This is a genomic window from Ensifer sp. ENS10 (genome assembly GCF_014852025.1).
Lineage (GTDB): Bacteria > Pseudomonadota > Alphaproteobacteria > Rhizobiales > Rhizobiaceae > Ensifer.
Genome location: NZ_JACVAS010000004.1, coordinates 298689 through 316877, shown reverse-complemented (window position 1 = coordinate 316877; position 18189 = coordinate 298689). Strand labels below are relative to the sequence as shown.

Below are 18189 nucleotides of genomic sequence, written 5' to 3'. Positions count from 1 at the left end.
GGGTCTCGCAACAGGAGGGGACAATGGAGGTCGACTGGGCTGGTCCGGTCGCCGCCGTGACGCGCCGCGATGTCTTGCGGCTGGTTTCGGCGGGCGTGCTTGCAAATGTGCTTTCCGGGTGCCGGCATCTGCCTTCGCCCGGCGCCTGCAGTCTCAGTCATCCGATCATCGACGTCCATTGCCATTTCTTCAACGCGGCCGATGTGCCGGTGGATGGACTGGTTCGCTATGTGGCGCTGCGGGAGAAGATGCCGGAGAAAAGGCTCTCCGCGAACGCTGAGGAGGCGAAGGGGCTGGAAAATGCCCTGGTGGTCTTTCTCGTGACAGCGCTTGGCGATGTCGCGCCCAAAGCCAAACATGAACTTGCTGTTCTGAAAAAAGGCGCTCGGCGCCTTTCCGACGCCGAGCTCGCGCGGCGCAAGGACGAGCAATTGCGCGTCGCGGTAAGGGATCTGATCGCGCGCGCAGGCGAGCAACGATCGACGTTTTCGAGGCGCAGTCTTGGCGAATCCCCTGACTATGACGGTTTGCTGCGTCAGCTCGGCGGAACTCCCGATCTGCCCCAGACATTCCAGCGGCGTTCGGGCGGCGGCGTGAGTGAAGCGGATGTCGATACCGTCGCCACCGCCGCAAAGGCGCACGACCAGATCGGAACCTATCTTTCCTTCGTCCGGCTGATGCAGGACTACCGGGAAAACCTGGCGGAAGCCTATGTCAAGATCTTCGCTTCCAAATGTCGGCTCTCTCTGATCACGCCGAGCATCCTGGACTTCGATAAATCGCTTCACGGGACATCATCGCCACAGCGCGACCAGATCGACGTCATGGACGAGGTCCAGCAGATCGTCACCAGGAAGCACGGCATCCGCATGCACAGCTTCGTCGGCTTCGATCCGCATCGGGAAGCGCAAAGGCCGGGTTCATCGCTGGCAAACGTCCAGTACGCGATCATGGAAAAGGGCTTCATCGGTGTCAAAATCTACCCGCCGATGGGCTTCAAGGCATGGGGCAATGCGGATCCGGCGATCGATGGCGCGCTGAAGCGGCTCTACGCCTGGTGTCGCGACAACGATGTGCCGATCATGGCCCATGCGGAAAACAGCATCGGGGCCGGCTGCGGCTACGGCAATCTTGCAAGCCCCGCCTATTGGAAGAAGCTGCTCGACACGAACCAGTACGATAAGCTGCGGATCAATCTCGCGCATTTCGGCGCCTTCGACGAAATCCTGCGCCCGGGGGCGCCGACAGGCGTGATGGTCTCCTGTGCCCAGGACAAGTTTTCCGGGCCGCCGACCTGGGAAGAGATCATCGGCAGGACGATCGATCACGAGCGTCGCCCGAACCTGTTTGCGGATCTGAGCTATCTCAGCGAACTGGTCAGCAGCGACGACAAGAATCTTCACACGAAGATCCGGCAGCTGTTGGACGAATGGCTTGATGATTACGACCCGGACGCCCGCCATCTCATGTTCGGCACCGACTGGTCGATGATGGCGCTGGAGAAGGACTACAACGCCTATGTTTCGAGAATAGTCGAGCAACTGACGCTCGCCAGCGTCAGCGACGAGCACCAGCAGAATATCCTCTGGAGGAACGCTTCCCGCTTTCTCGGTCTCGACCGGCCCGGCAAAACGCGCGACCGGCTTACCGCCTATTGCGACAAGCACGGCCTGGGTTCGGCCTGGCTTTCAGAACTGGCGATTGCCTGAGGCAGAGCCACGGCGTCAGGTGATCCCGCTGTTTTCCTCGATCAGCGCCACGGCGCCGTGCGTGCAATCCACTCCCGCGTCCGCCCCTCTGGATCGGCATTCAGCGTGATATCGGTGACGACCGCGGCGCTGTCGGCGCCATGCTCGAAGACGCCGGCAATCCGGTCGATATTGAGGCCGCCGATCGCAACGAGCGGCAGCGGCGTGACGCGCTCCCGCCAGGCGGAGAGGCGCGGCAGCCCCTGCGGATCCCATTTCATCTGCTTGAGGATCGTCGGATAGATCGGTCCGAGCGCGACATAGTCGGGCTTGGCGGCAAGCGCCGTCTCCAGCTCCCTCTCGTCGTGGGTGCTGAGGCCGAGCTTCAGGCCGGAAGCGCGGATTGCGGCAAGATCCGCATCCGCGAGATCCTCCTGGCCGAGATGGACGAAATCGCAGCCTTCCTCGATCGCGAGGCCCCAGTAGTCGTTGACGACGAGCTGGCACCCATGATGGTCACAGATCGCCTTGGCCGCGCGGATCTCGTCGCGAAGCTCTGCTTCCGGACGGTCCTTGACGCGAAGCTGCACCAGTTTCACGCCGAGCGGCACCAGCCGCCCGATCCATTGGGCACTATCGACGATGAGGTAGAAGGGGTCGAGTTTCACGCGAACACCGCCTTTCCGATGACGGGCGTGGAGGGAACGGCAAAATCGCGCGGTTCGAGCATGCCCGCCTCGAAGGCATCGCGTCCGGCGTCGATTGCTCGGGCGAAGGCGGAGGCCATGAGGGCCGGTTTCGTTGCCCCGGCCACGGCGGTGTTGAGCAGAACCGCGTCGAAGCCGAGTTCCATCACTGTCGTTGCGTGTGAGGGCCGGCCGATGCCGGCATCGACGATCAGCGGCATATCCGGAAAATGGGCCCGCATGGCGCGCAGCGCCGGGATGTTCTGTGGCCCCATGGCGCTGCCGATCGGCGCGCACCAGGGCATCAGCACCTTGCATCCGGCCTCGACGAGATGCTCGCCGACCACGAGGTCGTCGGTCGTGTAGGGGAAGACCTCGAAGCCTTCGGCGCAAAGGATGCGTGCTGCTTCGACCAGCCCGAAGACATCGGGCTGAAGCGTATCCTGATGGCCGATGACTTCGAGCTTGATCCAGTTGGTGCCGAAGACCTCGCGCGCCATCTTGGCGGTCAGCACCGCCTCCGCCACCGAGTGGCAGCCGGCGGTGTTGGGCAGCACGTGCACGCCGAGCGACCGGATCAGGTCGAAGAAAGCGCCGCCCTGACGGCCGCCGGCGGTTTCGCGGCGCAGCGAAACCGTGACAATCTCGGTCGCCGACGAACGAACCGCGTCTTCGAGCGCGGCAGGCGAGGGGTAGCGGGCGGTGCCCAGAAGCAGGCGGGAACGCAGTTCCTGTCCATAAAGCGTCAGCATGTCTCAGCCTCCTTTCATCGGCGAGAGAATTTCGATCCGGTCGCGATCGCTGAGGGAATGGGCCGAGCGGTCGGCTCGGTGCACCAGCTCGCCGTTGACGGCGGTGGCAAGCCAATCCCCTTCGAAGTCGAGTGCGGCCAGGAGTTCGGCAAGGGTCGTGACTGTGAGGTCGTGATCCTCGCCGTTGACGGTCAATTTCATGCGGCGTCTCCCTTCAGGTTCCGGGTAAGGGCAAGGTTCGCCGCTTCCTCGGCCAGGGCCGGTGAAAGCAGGAAGCCGTGGCGATAGAGCCCGTTGAGCGTGATGGTGTTTCCGGCGCGCATGACGCGCGGCAGATTGTCGGCAAAGGCCGGCCGGACGCCGGTGCCGGTTTCGAGAAGGCGCGCCTCGCCGAAGGCGGGGTGAAGCGCATAGGCTGCGTTCAGCAATTCCATCAGCGAACGGGCGGCAATCGGACCGCCGTCGTCGGTTTCGATCATGGTCGCTCCGCACATGAACAGACCATTGCCGCGCGGTACGATGTAGAGCGGGATGCGCGGGTGGATGAGACGGACTGGCCGCGACAATTCCACTTCGCCCGTCTGCAGATAGAGCATCTCGCCGCGCACGCCGCGCAGGCCGGCGATGGCGCCGATCCGCGAAGCGCCGCTGCAGTCGGCGATCAGATCGCTGTCGCTGCTATTATCCGCCTCGCCGATGAAGGCGACGCCGTTCTCGACGAGCTTTTGCCGCAGCAAGACAAGCGCCCGGCGCGGGTCGAGATGCGCCTCGCCGGGGAAGAACAACGCCTCTCGGAAGCGACCGGCAAGCGCCGGCTCCAGCCTCGCGATCGCTTCTCCGCCGAGCCATTCGAAGCCGGACGTGCGCGAAGCGAAGCGTTTGAGTTCGCCGACGTCTCGCGGCGGAGCGACGACGAGGGTGCCGTTGCGTGACACTTCGCCCGGAAGCGCGCGGTCCCACCAGTCGATGGCGCCGATGCCGCGCGTCAGCACCGTTTCCTCGGCGCTCTCGCGTTCGCACCAGGGCGCCAGCATGCCGCCGGCAAACCACGAGGCCGCCCCGCCGAAGTCTGGCTGCCGCTCGGCAACGGCCACCTCGACGCCGCGGCCCGCCAGCTCATGCGCCAAGGTCAGCCCGCCGACGCCGGCACCTTTGATCAGGACACGCATGGTCAATGCGCCCAGCTGCGGCGAGCCGAACGTCGGCCAGAAGGAAGCAGAATCGCGATGAAGATACGCATTGCCGAGGCTCCATTGTTGGAGACCCAGCTCGGACCGGAAGAGAGGGAAGGACGCCTTGCCGAGATCTGCTCGCGCGAACGCGAATGCGGCAGCGATGTCTGCACCGTCCCTACGCCAGTATGAACTGGATCAGGTTCAACGGGTCACTGCGCCGCGGAAACCGCCTAGCAGAATCTCAGCCCCTTGTCGGGACACCCCTGGTGAATGCTTCAAACTGAGCGGCTGGATCGGATTTTGTCAAGGGCTGCCGGTGTGTACCTCGTGCGCAAAAAATTATCTATAAAAAGTGGAAGGACATGTGTTCTTGAGGCTCGCTGGTGTCGGTAGCGGGCATCGGTCGAGAGATCTACGGCTAGTGCAAGGCGCAAGGTCCCGAAAATCCGGGCATCTGGCCGTTGCTGTCATCGCCATCAGCTGATGCCGCCGAGGCGGAAAGTCGCGGTATTTGCCCTTCTGACCGCAGCCGTCGAGGCACGAAAAAGCACGACAAGGTTGAGTCATTGCAATTAGGTCTCCTTTTAGATGGTTGCTCGATGCAGTGTCCGTGAAAATTATAGATAATAATGGATTCTATCTATTCTGGGGAAGTGAACGAACATGCTCGACACAAACAGTTCGACTGAGCCGACCTCCGGAGCTACGAAGCCCGGCAAAACCGGTTGGAATCTGGGCGACGCGCAAAAAATCTATAATTTGCCGTTCAACGACCTTCTGTATCGTGCGCAGTCCGTTCACCGCGCCCAGTTCGACCCCAATGCCATCCAGATGAGCCGCCTGCTCTCGATCAAGACCGGCGGCTGTGCCGAAGACTGCGGCTATTGCAGCCAGTCGGCACACTACCCGACGGGGCTGAAAGCGTCGAAACTGATGGAAGTCGAACAGGTTCTTGCAGAGGCACGCAAAGCGAGGGATGGCGGCGCGACGCGCTATTGCATGGGCGCCGCCTGGCGCAGCCCGAAGGAGCGCGACATGGAGGCGATCGTCGCCATGGTCCGCGGCGTCCGGTCGCTCGGCATGGAGACCTGCATGACGCTTGGCATGCTGACGCCGGAACAATCCGGGCGGCTCGCAGATGCCGGGCTCGATTACTACAACCACAATGTCGATACGTCGGAGCGCTTCTACGGCGAGATCATCACCACCCGCAGCTTTGCCGACCGGCTGGAAACGTTGGCGAACGTCCGCGACGCCGGCATCAAGGTCTGTGCCGGCGGCATCCTCGGCATGGGCGAGACGGCTGACGATCGGATCTCGATGCTGGTGACGCTTGCCAATCTGCCGGTGCCCCCCGAAAGCGTGCCGATCAACATGCTGATTCCGATCCCGGGCTCGAAGCTTGCCGATGCGGCGCCGGTCGATCCGATCGATTTCGTTCGCACCATCGCCCTGGCGCGTATCCTGATGCCGCAGTCGCATGTCCGCCTTTCGGCCGGCCGCACCGATATGAGCGACGAGATGCAGGCGCTCTGTTTCTTCGCCGGCGCCAATTCGATCTTCGTCGGCGAAACGCTGCTGACCGCCGACAACCCCGGCGAGGATCACGATGCGGCACTCTTCCGCCGGCTCGGGCTGAAGCCGATGCCGCTTACGGCAGAACCGGAAGCGGCCGAATGACCGCGGGCTTGCTCCACCGCTACGAGAAGACGCTTCACGGCCTTGAACGCAAGGAGCGCCGCCGCGAACTCGCCTCCGGCAGTGGGGTCGACTTCACCTCGAACGACTATCTGGCGCTTGCCGGTTCGCCGCGTCTCAAGGCGGCGATCATCGCGGCGATCGACCGCGGCCTGCCGGTTGGATCAGGCGGTTCGAGACTGTTGCGCGGCAACCACAGGGAACACGAGGCGCTGGAGGCGGAGGCGGCCGCCTTCTTTGGCGTGGAGCGAACGCTGTTCTTCGGCAGCGGCTATGCGGCCAATGCCGCCTTGTTTTCGACGCTGCCGCAGCGCGACGATATTATCGTCCACGATGCCCTGATCCATGCGAGTGCCCATGAGGGTATCGCCGTAAGCAGGGCCGGTGCGATCGCGGTCAAGCATAGCGACGTTGACGCCTTTGCCGATGCGATCGGTGCGTGGCGCAAGCGCGGCGGCATGGGACATCCGTGGATTGCCGTCGAAAGCCTCTATTCGATGGACGGCGACCGGGCGCCGCTTGCAGACCTCGCCGCGCTCGCCGATCGGCATGATGGATTTCTGGTGGTCGACGAAGCGCATGCGACCGGCGTCTTCGGGCCAGATGGCCGCGGTTTGACGGCCGAATTGGACGGCAGGGAAAATCTCGTCGTGCTGCATACCTGCGGCAAGGCGCTCGGCGTTTCCGGCGCCCTCGTTGGCGCAAACGCCGTGCTTTGCGACTATCTCGTCAACCGTGCTCGCAACTTCATCTATGCGACGGCGCCTTCGCCGCTCATTGCTGTCGCCGTCCGCGAGGCTCTTGTGACACTGGCGGATGAGCCTCAGCGCCGGGCAGCGTTCGATGATCTCAGGACCTTCGCCAATCGGGCGCTTGCCGAGACCCTCGGCATCGAAGGCAGCGGCTCGCAGATCCAGCCCGTCCTGATCGGCGACAACGGTCGCGCCGTGAGGATTGCCGCGCGAATGCGCGCCGAAGGTTTCGATTTCAGGGCGATCCGTCCACCGACCGTTCCCGAGGGGACGGCGCGGCTTCGGATCGCGATCACGCTGAATGTCGACCGGCCGATGATCACGCGCATGCTGCAGGGCTTGAAGGTCGCAATGACGGAGGAGCGGTCATGATGCGCCGTTTCGTCGTCACCGGCACGGATACCGGGATCGGCAAGACGATATTCTCCGCGGCGCTGACCGACGCGCTTTGCGGTTGCTACTGGAAACCGGTGCAGTCGGGGCTCGATGAAGAGACCGACAGCGAGGCTGTAGCGCGGCTCGGTCGGATCCCGCCCGACCGCATCCTGCCTGAGACCTATCGGCTGCGGACACCGGCTTCGCCACATCTGTCGGCGCGGATCGATGGTCAGTCGATCCAACCTGAACATCTCTTGCCGCCCAAGGTCGACCGCCCGCTCGTCATCGAGGGGGCAGGCGGGCTCCTGGTGCCTCTCACCGAGCGGAGCGTCTTTGCCGATGTGTTCGCGCGTTGGCACATCCCGGTCATTCTCTGTGCCCGCACGGGGCTCGGCACGATCAATCACACGCTGTTGTCGCTCGATGCGCTCCGGCGCCGTGCGATCCCGGTCCTGGGTGTCGCCTTCATCGGCGACGAGCAGGCGGATAGCGAAGCGATCATCGCGGAACTGGGGGAGGTTCGACGGCTTGGGCGGCTGCCGCGGCTCGACCCGTTGACGCCGGAACGGCTGCGGCAGGCGTTTCGCGAGAATTTCAACGTCGACGATTTGCTGGAGGTGCCGGCATGAGAAATTCCACCGTCTGGTATCCCTTCACCCAGCATGCATTGGAGCCGGCGATGCGACGCGTCGTCCGGACCGAGGGCGCCTATCTCATCGACGAAAACGGGGCGGCGATCCTCGATGCGATTTCGTCCTGGTGGGTCATCACCCACGGCCACCGGCATCCCGCCATCATGGAAGCGATCCGCGCCGCCTCGCAAACCTACGATCAGCTTATCTTCGCCGAATATACGCATGCGCCGGCGGAGAACCTGGCGCGCGGGCTGATCGAGATCGCGCCACCCGGGCTCGCCCATGTGTTCTATTCCGACAGCGGCTCGACCGCGGTCGAAGTCGCGCTGAAGATGGCACTTGGTTTCTTCCACAATCTCGGCCGGCCGCGGAACCGCATCTGTGTGCTCGAACACGGCTATCATGGCGATACGATCGGCACGATGTCCGCGGGAGAAAGGGGCGTCTTCAATGCGCCTTACGCACCGTTGCTCTTTGCCGTCGATCGGCTGACGTTTCCGGAGCCGGCTCAAGAGCAGGCGACGCTTGATGCCTTCGAGGCGGCCTGTGCCACCGGCGAGGTCGCGGCCCTGTTGATCGAACCACTGCTCCTCGGTGCAGGCGGCATGAAAACCTACCCGGCTTCCGTGCTTGCCGAGTTGAAACGGATTGCCGAACGGCATGGCAGCCTGTTGATCGCCGACGAGGTGATGACCGGATGGGGAAGGACGGGCAGCCTGTTCGCCTGTGATCAGGCCGGCATCACGCCCGATATTCTCTGCACGTCGAAGGGACTGACCGGTGGCGCGCTGCCCTTGGCGGCGACACTCTGCACGGCCGAGATCTTCGAGGCGCATCTCTCGACCGATCGACGCAAGACGTTCTTTCATTCGAGTTCCTATACGGCCAATCCTATCGCCTGCGCGGCAGCGCTCGCCAATCTCGCCGTCTGGAAGGGAGAGCCAGTGCGGGAACGTATCGCCGCGTTGTCGGAGGAGCAGCGTCGGCATGGCGCCCGCCTCGCCGACGATCCCCGCTTCAGCGATACCCGCCAGCTCGGAACGATTGCTGCCCTTGATCTCAAGGTTCCGGCCGGCGGCTATCTCTCCGAGATCGGCCCGCGGCTCAGGGCCTTCTTCCGCGAGCGGCGATTGCTGATCCGCCCGCTCGGCAATGTCATCTATCTGATGCCACCCTATTGCGTGACCGCTGAAGAGCTCGACCGGGCCTATGGCGCGGTCGACGAGGCGGCATCGCTTTTCGCGGCAGGGCGGCTGTGAGCGCCGCACGGTCCTCCCGGCTCGCCGGCTTCGGCCATGCCGTGCCGGCACGGCGCGTTGCCAATGCCGAGATCGAAACGAAGCTCGGTCTCGAGCCCGGCTGGATCGAGCGTCGTACCGGCATTCGCGAGCGGCGTTGGGTCGAGGATGGCGAGACATTGACGGGACTTGCGTCGAGCGCCGGCGCGGCGGCGCTCGAGGATGCCGGCATGCTGCGGGGCGATGTCGCCCTGACCCTGTTGGCGACCTCCACGCCCGATCATCTCCTGCCGCCTTCCGCACCTTTGCTCGCCCACCGGCTCGGGCTCACCCGTTCCGGCGCGATCGATCTGGCCGGTGCGTGCTCGGGGTTCCTCTATGCTTTGACGCTTGCCGACGGCTTTGTCCGTTCGCAGGGAAAACCGGTATTGGTGGTGGCGGCCAACATTCTGAGCCGACGCATCAACCCGGCGGAAAGAGCAAGCACCGTTCTCTTTGCCGACGCGGCGGGTGCGGTCGTCGTTGCTCCTTCCGATGATCCGCAGACCGGTTTGCTTGGCGTTGACCTTGCCGCCGACGGCAGCCGCTACGACCTGATCTCAATCGCAGCCGGCGGCAGCAGCCAACCGTTCTCACCGGGCCTGCAGCCCGAGGATTTCCTGATGACGATGCGCGACGGGCGGGAGATGTTCGCCCAGGCGGTGGAGATGATGACAGCCTGTGCCGTCCGCGCAATGGATGCCGCCGGCTGCAATCCCCAAGAGATCAGCCGCTTCGTGCCGCATCAGGCCAATGCCCGGATCTTTGACGCCGTCTGCGATCGCCTTGCCATCGAGCCTGCAAGAACCGTACGGACCATCGCGGACTACGGCAACTCGTCCGCCGCGACGATCCCGCTGTCACTATCGCTGACGCATAAAAATCGGCCGTTCGCTCGCGGGGAGAAGCTGCTGTTGACGGCAGCGGGCGCCGGGCTCACCGGAGGCGCGGTGGTGCTTGGCTGTTAGCCGGTGCGAGACGGGTGCGGAAATCGCGCGCAATTTTCGCGCCTCACTTGGGCAGGCTCGCAGTCAGGGCGTCCCAGGCGCTGCGCAGGATCCGCGGCGTATGAGGACTGGCTGCAGCTTGTATTCCTCCTGCAGCGCGTGGCTGCCGAGCACGCCGTCCAGCGCCAGCCGTGCGATCTCGTCGATCGGCTGGCGGATCGTCGTCAGGCGCGGCAGCACCAGCGAGGCAAGCGGGATGTCGTCGAAGCCGACGATCGAAAGATCGGTCGGCACGCGCACGCCCATGTCGCCGGCGGCGCGCAGAAGACCGATCGCCTGCTGATCGCTCGCAGTCGCGATCGCCGTCGGGCGCGTTGCTGCCGCTTGTGTCAGCATCTGCTTACCGATCTCTTCGCCCGAGCGGTAGTCGAAGTGACCTTCGACGACCTGCGGTGCGACGTATTCGCCTGGATGGGTCGTGCGGAATTCCTCGAGCCGCTGCTTAAAGCCATCGCGGCGCTCGCCCGACACCTCGGTCGAACTCGGTCCGCTGATGTAGCCGAGCCGGCGATGCCCGAGTGCGAGCAGATGATCGGCGGCGAGGTAGCCGCCCTGCCTGTTGTCGACGGCAACGAGTGCATGCCCGCTCAAGGGCCGGTCGACGGTTACCGTCCGCGTGCCGGCGACAAGTCCGTCGACGAGACTGTTGCTGACGGGAACGAGGATCAAACCGGCGGGCAGGCGCCCGAGCAGTGTCTCGATCTGCTGCCTTTCGGCCTCCGGATCGTCATGGGTGTTGGCGAGCAGGACCGAATATCCCTCGGCCGAAGCAAGCATCTCGACATGCTTGGCAAGCTCAGCGAAGAAGGGATTGGTGATATCGGGCACGACGAGCCCGATGATGTCGGTTTTGGCGAGCCTGAGACTGCGGCCGAGGATGTTCGGGCGATAGCCGATTGCCTCAATCGTTGCTTCCACTTTCTTCCGGATGTCTTCGCTGACCGTCTTGTTCTTGGCGAGGACGCGCGAAACAGTGCCCACGGAGACACCGGCACGCTGGGCAACATCCTTTATCGTCGGGTTCAAACGGTCGGCTCCAGTCCCATTTTCTGCGTCCGCTGCGGTTAGAAATCATGCAGCAGATCAAAGCGTTATCGCAAGCCCCCGGGGTATCGGGTGGCGGCTGGTTTCTTCCTTTTAAATCAGAGAATGCCGGCAACAGATAGCGACTTCCAGCACAAATTTCACCGTGATGAAACGTTTCATATTGACAGCAGAGAGATGTTTCGCTTTTCTTGGCGGCAGAAGCGGTTCATTCGCATTCACTTGATGAAACGTTTCATCGATGGTTGGAGGACCGTCGTTTCACCGGAGGAGAACCCATGAAGCTTTCAAGATTCGCATCTATCGTCGCGCTCACTGTTGCCACTGCGCTCCCGACGATCGCGATGGCCGCCGACAAACCCGTCGTTGGCCTCGTCATGAAGTCGCTTGCCAACGACTTCTTCAAGAACATGCTCGAAGGCGCAGAGGCGCATGCAAAGAAGCGGGGCGACTACGAGCTCAAAGCCATCGGCATGCAGAACGAGACGGATTTCGAGAGCCAATTGAACGGCGTCGAAAACTTCATCACCCAAGGCGTCGACGCGATCGTCATCGCACCAGCCGACTCCCGCGCCATGGTCGCGCCGCTGAAGAAGGCGATGGACGCCGGCATCGTCGTCGTCAACTTCGACGTCTCGCTCGACGAGCAGGCGAAGAAGGATGCGGGTGTCGACCTCGCCTTCGTCGGTCCTGACAACCGCGGCGGCGCCAAGATGGTCGGCGATGCGCTCGCCAAGGACCTTGGCGCCGGCGGCAAGGTCGTGATCCTCGAAGGCAACCCGGGCGCCGACAATGCGGCGCAGCGCAAGCTCGGTTTTGAAGACGCGGTCGCCGCCGGCAAGCTCGATCTTCTCGATTCCCGCACGGCTCATTGGGAAACGGAAGAGGCGAACGCCGTCTTTTCCACCATGCTGACGGCGCATCCCGATATCCAGGGTGTGCTCGCGGCCAACGATTCGATGGCGATCGGGGTGGTCAAGGCGCTCGATGCGGTCGGCCGCAATGACATCAAGGTCGTCGGCTTCGACAACGTGCCAGCGGTCGCGCCCATGCTGAAGGACGGCAAGCTGCTCGCGACCGTCGACCAGTTCGGCTCGGAGATGGCGGCCAATGCGATCGACAAGGCGCTCGCCGTCGTCGCCGGCGGTCCCAAGCTTGAAGGCTGGGTCAAGACCGACATCAAACTCGTGACCAAGGACGACGTGAAATAGCCCAGAGATTGCTTCTACCGCACCGGGTGTCGCCCGGTGCGGCTTAGGCAGGAACAGCGGACGCGGGATGCGATTGGCTCCCGTTCGGAATTGCTGCGTTTCAAAGGGCTAGATTATGATGAACACGGAATCAGTGCGCGCGGATGCGGCTGACATTTCGACGCGGCCCGTTCTGGAGCTGCACGATGTCAGGAAGGCCTTCGGCGGCACCAAGGCGCTGAACGGCGTCAGCCTTTCTATTGAGCCAGGCGAAGTGCATGGCCTGATCGGCGAGAACGGCGCCGGAAAGTCCACGTTGATCAAGGTGCTCTGCGGCATCGTCCGTCCGGACGAGGGCGCGATCAACCTGTCCGGCCGCGCTTACGCGCCGACGACGCCGCGCGAGGCCAAGGCCAACGGCCTCCAGGTCGTGCACCAGGAATTCAACCTGCTGCCCTATCTCTCAGTGGCGGAAAACATCTTCATCGAACATCTGCCGCGCAATGCACTCGGCGTTGTCAGGCTGCAGGAGATGCATGCCGGCGCGCGTGCCGCGCTCGACGCCATCGGACTCAGCGACATCGACGTGTGCTGGCCGGTCGAGCGGCTCGGCATCGCCCATCGCCAGCTCGTCGAAGTTGCCAGAGCGCTGATGACGGAAAGCCGCATCCTCATACTGGACGAACCGACGGCAACGCTGACGTCGCGCGAGACCGAGCGGCTGTTCAAGATCATCAACGAGCTTCGCAGTCGCGGCGTGTCGATCATCTTCGTTTCCCATCACCTCGACGAAGTCTTCCGCATTTGCGACCGAGTGACGGTGCTGCGCAATGGCGAGACGGTGTTCTCGCGGCCGATTGCCGAAACCAACCAGGACGAACTGGTGCGCGCCATGGTCGGCCGCAAGCTGCAACAACAGATGGCGAGCGAAATGGTGTCGTTGGCGCGCCCCGAAGAAGCGCTGTCGCTCGTCAACTTCCGCCATCCGCAATCGCCCCATGCCCAAGGCATCTCGCTTCAGTTGCACAAAGGCGAAATCCTCGGGATTGCCGGTCTCGTCGGTTCGGGGCGCACCGAGCTCTTGCGCGCGATCGCCGCTGCCGAGCCACCGCTCTCCGGCGCGCTTCGTCTTGAGGGTGCGCCCGTTTCCTTCCGCTCGCCGCGCGAGGCGATCAATGCCGGCATCGGTTTCGTCACCGAGGACAGGAAGGAAGAGGGGTTGATCCTCAACATGCCGATCGCCGCCAATGTCACGCTCGCGTCTCTCTCGGACGTGTCGCGCGCCGGCATCCTCGACAGGAAGGCCGAGATCGCGGTGACGGAGCGGCTCGGTGCCGAGCTCAAGCTGAAATATGGCGGGCCGGGCAGGAATGCCGCGACCCTTTCCGGCGGCAACCAGCAGAAGGTGGTGCTCGCCAAGTGGCTGGCGCGCAATCCGAAAGTGCTTTTGCTCGACGAACCGACGCGCGGCGTCGACGTCGGCGCGAAGGCTGAAATCTATGCGCTGATCCGCCAGTTCGCCGAGCGTGGCCTGGCGTTGCTGGTCGTCTCCTCCGAACTGCCGGAGCTGATGACGCTGTCGGACCGCATCCTGGTGATGTCGCAGCACCGCGTCGTCGGCGAACTGTCGCGGCCGGAATTCTCCGAAGAACGTATCCTGCAATATGCCTACCAGGGCGAGCAGCAACAGGCGAGGCACTGAGATGCAAGCACTCGAAAAGACACAAGCAAGCGACACCGCCGATACGCGCCGGCTGACGGGCTGGTCGCCGAAGGTGCTCCTGCGCGATGCCGGTATCGGCCTGGCGCTGCTGCTTTTGATCGTGTTCTTCTCGGTCAGCACCGAGCATTTCCTGACGCCCAACAACATCTCCAATATCCTGACGCAGATCACCATCAACCTGATCCTCGCCGTCGGCATGACCTTCGTCATCCTGATCGGCGGCATCGATCTTTCCGTCGGCTCGATGCTCGCCTTCTGCGCCGTCGTCGGCGGCACGGTGCTGACGATCCCCGATCTCTCTGTGTTTCAGGCAGTAGCCCTTGCGACCCTTGCGGCCGTCGGCACCGGCGTGGTCTGCGGCTTCCTCAATGGCTGGATCAGCGCCTTCTGGGGGCTGCCCTCCTTCATCGTCACGCTCGGCATGCTGAATATCGCGCGCGGCGCAGCACTTCAGGTGACGGATGCGCGGACGATCTATTCCTTCCCGCCGAGCTTCAACGCCTTCGGTTCGCAGATGATCCTCGGCATACCCGTGGTCTTCCTGATCGCACTGGTGCTCGTCGCGATCGCCTGGTTCGTGCTGTCGAAGACGGTGTTCGGCCGGCTGCTCTATGGCATCGGCAACAACGAGGAGGCCGTGCGCCTCGCCGGCCACTCGCTGATGTTCTACAAGGTGGCGGCGTTCACCATCGCCGGCGCGCTCGTCGGCATTGCCGCCATGGTCTACATGGCCCGCCTCAACATCGCGAGCCCGATCATAGGCATCGGCTTCGAGCTCAATGCGATCGCGGCAGTCATCATTGGCGGCACCAGTCTCAACGGCGGCCGGGGCACGGTCATCGGCACATTGCTCGGCGCCTGCATCACCGGGGTTCTGGCCAACGGCCTCATCCTGTTCGGGCTCAGCGACTTCATGCGCCAGATGATAACAGGCGTCGTCATCATCCTCGCCGTGATCATCGACAAATATCGCGAGCGGCTGACGGGCATTTGATCGGGGCGGCTTGCCGCCCGCTCCCAACCAACGAGAAACGTTCATGCGCGCTGCTGGGGCGATAAGGCCCGCATGCATCGCAGTTTCGTGCCCGGATTTCCGTGGGCAGAGACAAGCTGAGGAAAGGATAGGCTGATGCTTATGAATGTTGACCCGGCACTGAATGCGGACGTGTTGCACGCGCTTCGCTCCATGGGCCACGGAGACCGGATCGCGCTCGTCGACGCGAACTTTCCGGCCGACACGATTGCCCGCAACACCCGGCTTGGCCTGCCGCTGCACATTGCCAATGTTTCGGCTGCGCGCGCAGCCAGAGCCATCCTCTCCGTCATGCCGCTCGATACGCCGCTGCAGCCTTCCGCCGCTCGAATGGCGCCAGAAGCCAAGGCGGGGGAGTTGCCGGATGTCCAGCTGGAGGTGCAGGCCGAAATCGCACGGGCGGATGGCGACGCGCCGAAGATGTACGCGATCGAGCGCTTCGCCTTCTACGAGGAAGCAAGACGCGCCTATTGCGTCATCGTGACCGGCGAGGCGCGCCTTTATGGCTGCTTCCTGTTCACCAAGGGCGTAGTGCCGCCCACCAGCCGTTGGGACGAGGCGATGTGACGGAAGTCGGCATCGTTGCTTCCTCGCCGCCCGGCAGAAGTGTGGCCGGCCCGCGACTCAGGCAGCCGGGATCGCCAAGGACGCTGGTACCTTGACCCAGGCCGCTCCCGTCTGGCCGTGGTGGAAGCCATTGGAAAACGGGACTCCCGGATAGACAGACTCGAGGCGTGCCAGGCTTTCGTCGATGGCGCGCCGGCCGGCGATCGCGTCGCCATAGATCTCGGCGACGGCGACCATGTCGCAGTCCTGTGGGGACAGCCGGATCCGGGAGACGCCGGCGGCGGCAAGTTCAGGCAGTTCCTGCATCAGCGCCTGGCAGGTGTGCGACATGGTCTGCACGCCGTTCAGTGCGAGGAAAGGTTGACGGTCGAGCGTCTCGACGGTCAGGCCATCCGTGTCCTCGCCGCAGATGAACTGGCAATTGTCCTTGATCAGGCCCTTGGAACGGGCATGGGCGCAGCGCGCCGAGATCGCCAGCGGCACGCGACCGAAGGCGAAGATCTCGAAAGCGAGGCCCGGATTGTCCTTGATGATGCCGCGCACCGATGCCATCGGCAGTTCTGGCGGCAGACAGATGCTCGTCGCGCCCCTCGATGCCAATAGCCTGGCGGTTGCGCCGTTGTAGACGTTGACCAGCGGCCCGACCGAATGCGGCCTGCCGGCAAGCAGGTGCAGCGCGGATAGGTCGTTGGCCTCGATCGGGTAGGTGCTGTCACGCACCAGCCCGCGCACGAGCTGGCTTTCGCGTTCCAGCGTCACCAGCGCCAGCGAGGCGAGGCTAACCTCTTTGCCGGCACTCTCCAGCCGCTCGATGACCTCTCCGACATGCGGCTCGATGAAATGCAGCCGCTTCGAGCACACGGCCTCGCCGATCGTTACATGGGCGATCGGCGCCTCGTCGGCGATGCGAAAGTAGAAGTCGCGCCACTTGGGGCCGTCCCAGAGATAATAGACTGGGCCGAGGCTCAAGGCGGGTTTGGATGGGCTCGTAGATGTGGTCATGGGCCGATTACCTCCAGCGCTTTTCATAGGCGCCTGTTGTCGTCTTCTGGCCTTCGCTAAGCGCTTTCAGCCGCGATACCAAAGCGGGCCGCTCGGCGGCGCCGGCGGTCAGTGCCCGCCGCATGACCGAGACGACCTCGGCAACATAGGCCTTGCCGCGCTGCCGCCCTTCGATTTTCAGCGCGCTGACGCCCGCGCTGCGCAGCGCATCGATATGGTCCATCACGTCGAGCGAAACCGGATCCTCGAAGGCATAACCGCGTTCGTCGGCAATATCGAAGCGCCCCTTGCAGAGCGTCGGGTAGCCGGCGGCCTCTCCGGCCGGGAAGCGGTTGATCGTGTAGTCGCCGAGCTCGGAGACGAGTTCGCGCCCGTCCTGGCGGTAGCGCACATGGCTTGCGGGCGAGCAGACGCCGTTCATGTTGGGCGACTTGCCCGTGGCGTAGGAAGAGAGCGAGCAACGCCCCTCGGCCATGACGCAGAGGCCGCCAAAGGCGAAGACCTCGATCTCGCAATCGATCTGTTTGGCTAGTCGGGCGATGTCGGCGATCGTCAGCGTGCGTGGCAGCACGACGCGTTTTGCCGCGAAAGCCTCGACAAGGAACCGAACGGCATCGGCATTGGAGGCGGAGGCTTGCACGGAGACATGCAGCCGCTGTTGCGGATGGCGTTCGACCGTGTAGGCCATCAGGCCGAAGTCGGCGAGGATGACGGCATCGGCGCCGAGTGCCACGGCGTCGTCCACCGCCTGGTGCCAGAGCGTCTCCTGGCCGGCGCGCATGAAGGTGTTGATCGCGACGAAGGTCATCACCTTGCGCTGCTTGGCATAGGCAATTGCCGTCCGGAGTTCCTCTCGGGAGAAGTTCAGCCCGGGAAAATTGCGGGCGTTGGTTTCGTCGCGAAAACCGCAATAGACCACGTCGGCGCCGGCATCGACGGCTTCGCGGAAGGCGGCCGGCGTGCCGGCGGGGCAGATCAGTTCCATTGGGGAGCCTCCTCCTTGACAACACGGCCAAGTGCGCGCTCGCGGATTTCCTCCGTGGCGCGGCGCACGAGCGGTGCGAACGGCCCACTCATCCGCGCAAGATCGCGTGGGAGATCGATTTCGCAATCGTCGAGTGCGTTGCGCAGCGCCAGCATCGCCTCCATGTCGCCGCTGACGGTGAGATCACGCGAGAAGAAGACGGCGTCGCCATCGACACGGCCTTCGAGCAGGGCCAGCAGCAGCACCAATTCGCCTTCCATGCAGGCATCGGAAGCCGGCGCGCGCTCCTTGCGATGGACGGAAATGCGCGGCACGGCCGGTTCGACGAGAAAGCCGATCGGCAGATCGGAGGGCAGGAAGGCGTAGCGTTTGTTGGCATGGTCAGCCAAGCGATCGAAGAGGCCGGGATGGGTCTCGATCACGCGGGTGAAGACACGTTGCACCACGCTTTCGATGGCGATGATGGGAACGAAGCTGAGAGGTGCGGTGATCGCGAGCGGAAGTGACATTGTTACCTTTTGGGGCTACCTGCGAAGCGACGGAATCGGACGATGCGGCGCATGCTAGTCGCCCGCCGCCGCCGGTTGTTTGCGCCAC

The 18189-nt window shown here is 63.8% G+C and carries 19 protein-coding genes and 1 riboswitch; of the genes, 11 read left to right on the top strand and 8 right to left on the bottom strand.

Annotated features, from left to right (window positions below):
• Nucleotides 1-23: 23 nt before the first annotated feature.
• Nucleotides 24-1709, top strand: coding sequence for an amidohydrolase family protein (locus tag IB265_RS17315; RefSeq protein ID WP_057251893.1), 1686 nt, complete (start codon nt 24-26; stop codon nt 1707-1709).
• Nucleotides 1710-1750: 41 nt separating this feature from the next.
• Here IB265_RS17315 and IB265_RS17310 read toward each other — a convergent pair whose 3' ends face one another.
• The 4 genes from IB265_RS17310 to thiO are packed head-to-tail and all read right to left on the bottom strand — an operon-like array spanning nt 1751 to nt 4295.
• A complete protein-coding gene (locus IB265_RS17310; RefSeq protein WP_057251892.1) occupies nt 1751-2356 on the bottom strand; it encodes a thiamine phosphate synthase in 606 nt (201 codons plus the stop codon).
• Nucleotides 2353-3126, bottom strand: a complete 774-nt coding sequence (locus IB265_RS17305; protein WP_057251891.1) for a thiazole synthase — start codon at nt 3124-3126, stop codon at nt 2353-2355. Before IB265_RS17305 ends, IB265_RS17310 begins: the two co-directional genes overlap by 4 nt.
• Before the next feature lie 3 nt (nt 3127-3129).
• Nucleotides 3130-3327: a sulfur carrier protein ThiS gene (thiS, locus tag IB265_RS17300; RefSeq protein ID WP_057251890.1), complete on the bottom strand. Its 198-nt coding sequence runs from the start codon at nt 3325-3327 to the stop codon at nt 3130-3132.
• Nucleotides 3324-4295, bottom strand: a complete 972-nt coding sequence (gene thiO, locus IB265_RS17295) for a glycine oxidase ThiO (RefSeq protein WP_057251889.1) — start codon at nt 4293-4295, stop codon at nt 3324-3326. The genes thiS and thiO overlap by 4 nt, the downstream gene beginning before the upstream one ends.
• A 57-nt stretch (nt 4296-4352) precedes the next feature.
• Here thiO and IB265_RS17290 point away from each other — a divergent pair, with 57 nt between their 5' ends.
• The 6 genes from IB265_RS17290 (at nt 4353) to IB265_RS17265 (ending at nt 10009) form a co-directional block, all read left to right on the top strand.
• Nucleotides 4353-4490 carry a hypothetical protein gene (locus IB265_RS17290; protein ID WP_162770845.1) on the top strand — a complete coding sequence of 46 codons (138 nt, stop codon included), beginning with the start codon at nt 4353-4355 and terminating at the stop codon, nt 4488-4490.
• Nucleotides 4456-4576, bottom strand: a riboswitch (TPP riboswitch). It overlaps the preceding gene by 35 nt.
• Before the next feature lie 388 nt (nt 4577-4964).
• The gene (bioB, locus tag IB265_RS17285) at nt 4965-5981 is read left to right on the top strand and encodes a biotin synthase BioB (protein ID WP_057251888.1); all 1017 of its coding nucleotides are present in this window, start codon (nt 4965-4967) and stop codon (nt 5979-5981) included.
• Nucleotides 5978-7123 (top strand): 8-amino-7-oxononanoate synthase, encoded by a 1146-nt coding sequence (locus IB265_RS17280; RefSeq protein ID WP_192494930.1) that lies wholly within the window; start codon nt 5978-5980, stop codon nt 7121-7123. The genes bioB and IB265_RS17280 overlap by 4 nt, the downstream gene beginning before the upstream one ends.
• On the top strand, nt 7120-7758 hold the full coding sequence (gene bioD / locus IB265_RS17275) for a dethiobiotin synthase (protein WP_057251886.1): 639 nt from the start codon (nt 7120-7122) through the stop codon (nt 7756-7758). Before IB265_RS17280 ends, bioD begins: the two co-directional genes overlap by 4 nt.
• Entirely contained in the window at nt 7755-9023 is a 1269-nt protein-coding gene (locus IB265_RS17270; protein ID WP_057251885.1) for an adenosylmethionine--8-amino-7-oxononanoate transaminase, read from the top strand. Before bioD ends, IB265_RS17270 begins: the two co-directional genes overlap by 4 nt.
• Nucleotides 9020-10009, top strand: coding sequence for a beta-ketoacyl-ACP synthase III (locus IB265_RS17265; protein WP_057251884.1), 990 nt, complete (start codon nt 9020-9022; stop codon nt 10007-10009). The genes IB265_RS17270 and IB265_RS17265 overlap by 4 nt, the downstream gene beginning before the upstream one ends.
• A gap of 63 nt (nt 10010-10072) precedes the next feature.
• On the opposite strand, the gene IB265_RS17260 is transcribed toward IB265_RS17265, so the two are convergent.
• Nucleotides 10073-11074, bottom strand: a complete 1002-nt coding sequence (locus IB265_RS17260; protein ID WP_057251883.1) for a LacI family DNA-binding transcriptional regulator — start codon at nt 11072-11074, stop codon at nt 10073-10075.
• Between the two features lie 296 nt (nt 11075-11370).
• Here IB265_RS17260 and IB265_RS17255 point away from each other — a divergent pair, with 296 nt between their 5' ends.
• From IB265_RS17255 to IB265_RS17240, 4 genes are all read left to right on the top strand, one after another.
• Complete coding sequence (locus IB265_RS17255) at nt 11371-12303, top strand: sugar ABC transporter substrate-binding protein (protein WP_057251882.1); 933 nt, start codon at nt 11371-11373, stop codon at nt 12301-12303.
• 118 nt (nt 12304-12421) lie between these two features.
• The gene (locus IB265_RS17250) at nt 12422-13984 is read left to right on the top strand and encodes a sugar ABC transporter ATP-binding protein (RefSeq protein WP_057252110.1); all 1563 of its coding nucleotides are present in this window, start codon (nt 12422-12424) and stop codon (nt 13982-13984) included.
• A gap of 1 nt (nt 13985) precedes the next feature.
• Nucleotides 13986-14999, top strand: coding sequence for an ABC transporter permease (locus IB265_RS17245; protein ID WP_057251881.1), 1014 nt, complete (start codon nt 13986-13988; stop codon nt 14997-14999).
• Between the two features lie 135 nt (nt 15000-15134).
• The gene (locus IB265_RS17240; RefSeq protein WP_057251880.1) at nt 15135-15605 is read left to right on the top strand and encodes an RbsD/FucU family protein; all 471 of its coding nucleotides are present in this window, start codon (nt 15135-15137) and stop codon (nt 15603-15605) included.
• A gap of 57 nt (nt 15606-15662) precedes the next feature.
• Here IB265_RS17240 and IB265_RS17235 read toward each other — a convergent pair whose 3' ends face one another.
• From IB265_RS17235 to IB265_RS17225, 3 genes are read right to left on the bottom strand one after another with little or no spacing between them, the layout of a single operon-like run.
• Nucleotides 15663-16607: a U32 family peptidase gene (locus IB265_RS17235; RefSeq protein ID WP_057251879.1), complete on the bottom strand. Its 945-nt coding sequence runs from the start codon at nt 16605-16607 to the stop codon at nt 15663-15665.
• Between the two features lie 7 nt (nt 16608-16614).
• Nucleotides 16615-17592 carry a peptidase U32 family protein gene (locus IB265_RS17230; RefSeq protein WP_057251878.1) on the bottom strand — a complete coding sequence of 326 codons (978 nt, stop codon included), beginning with the start codon at nt 17590-17592 and terminating at the stop codon, nt 16615-16617.
• Entirely contained in the window at nt 17583-18101 is a 519-nt protein-coding gene (locus tag IB265_RS17225; protein ID WP_057251877.1) for an SCP2 domain-containing protein, read from the bottom strand. The genes IB265_RS17230 and IB265_RS17225 overlap by 10 nt, the downstream gene beginning before the upstream one ends.
• Between the last annotated feature and the right edge of the window lie 88 nt (nt 18102-18189).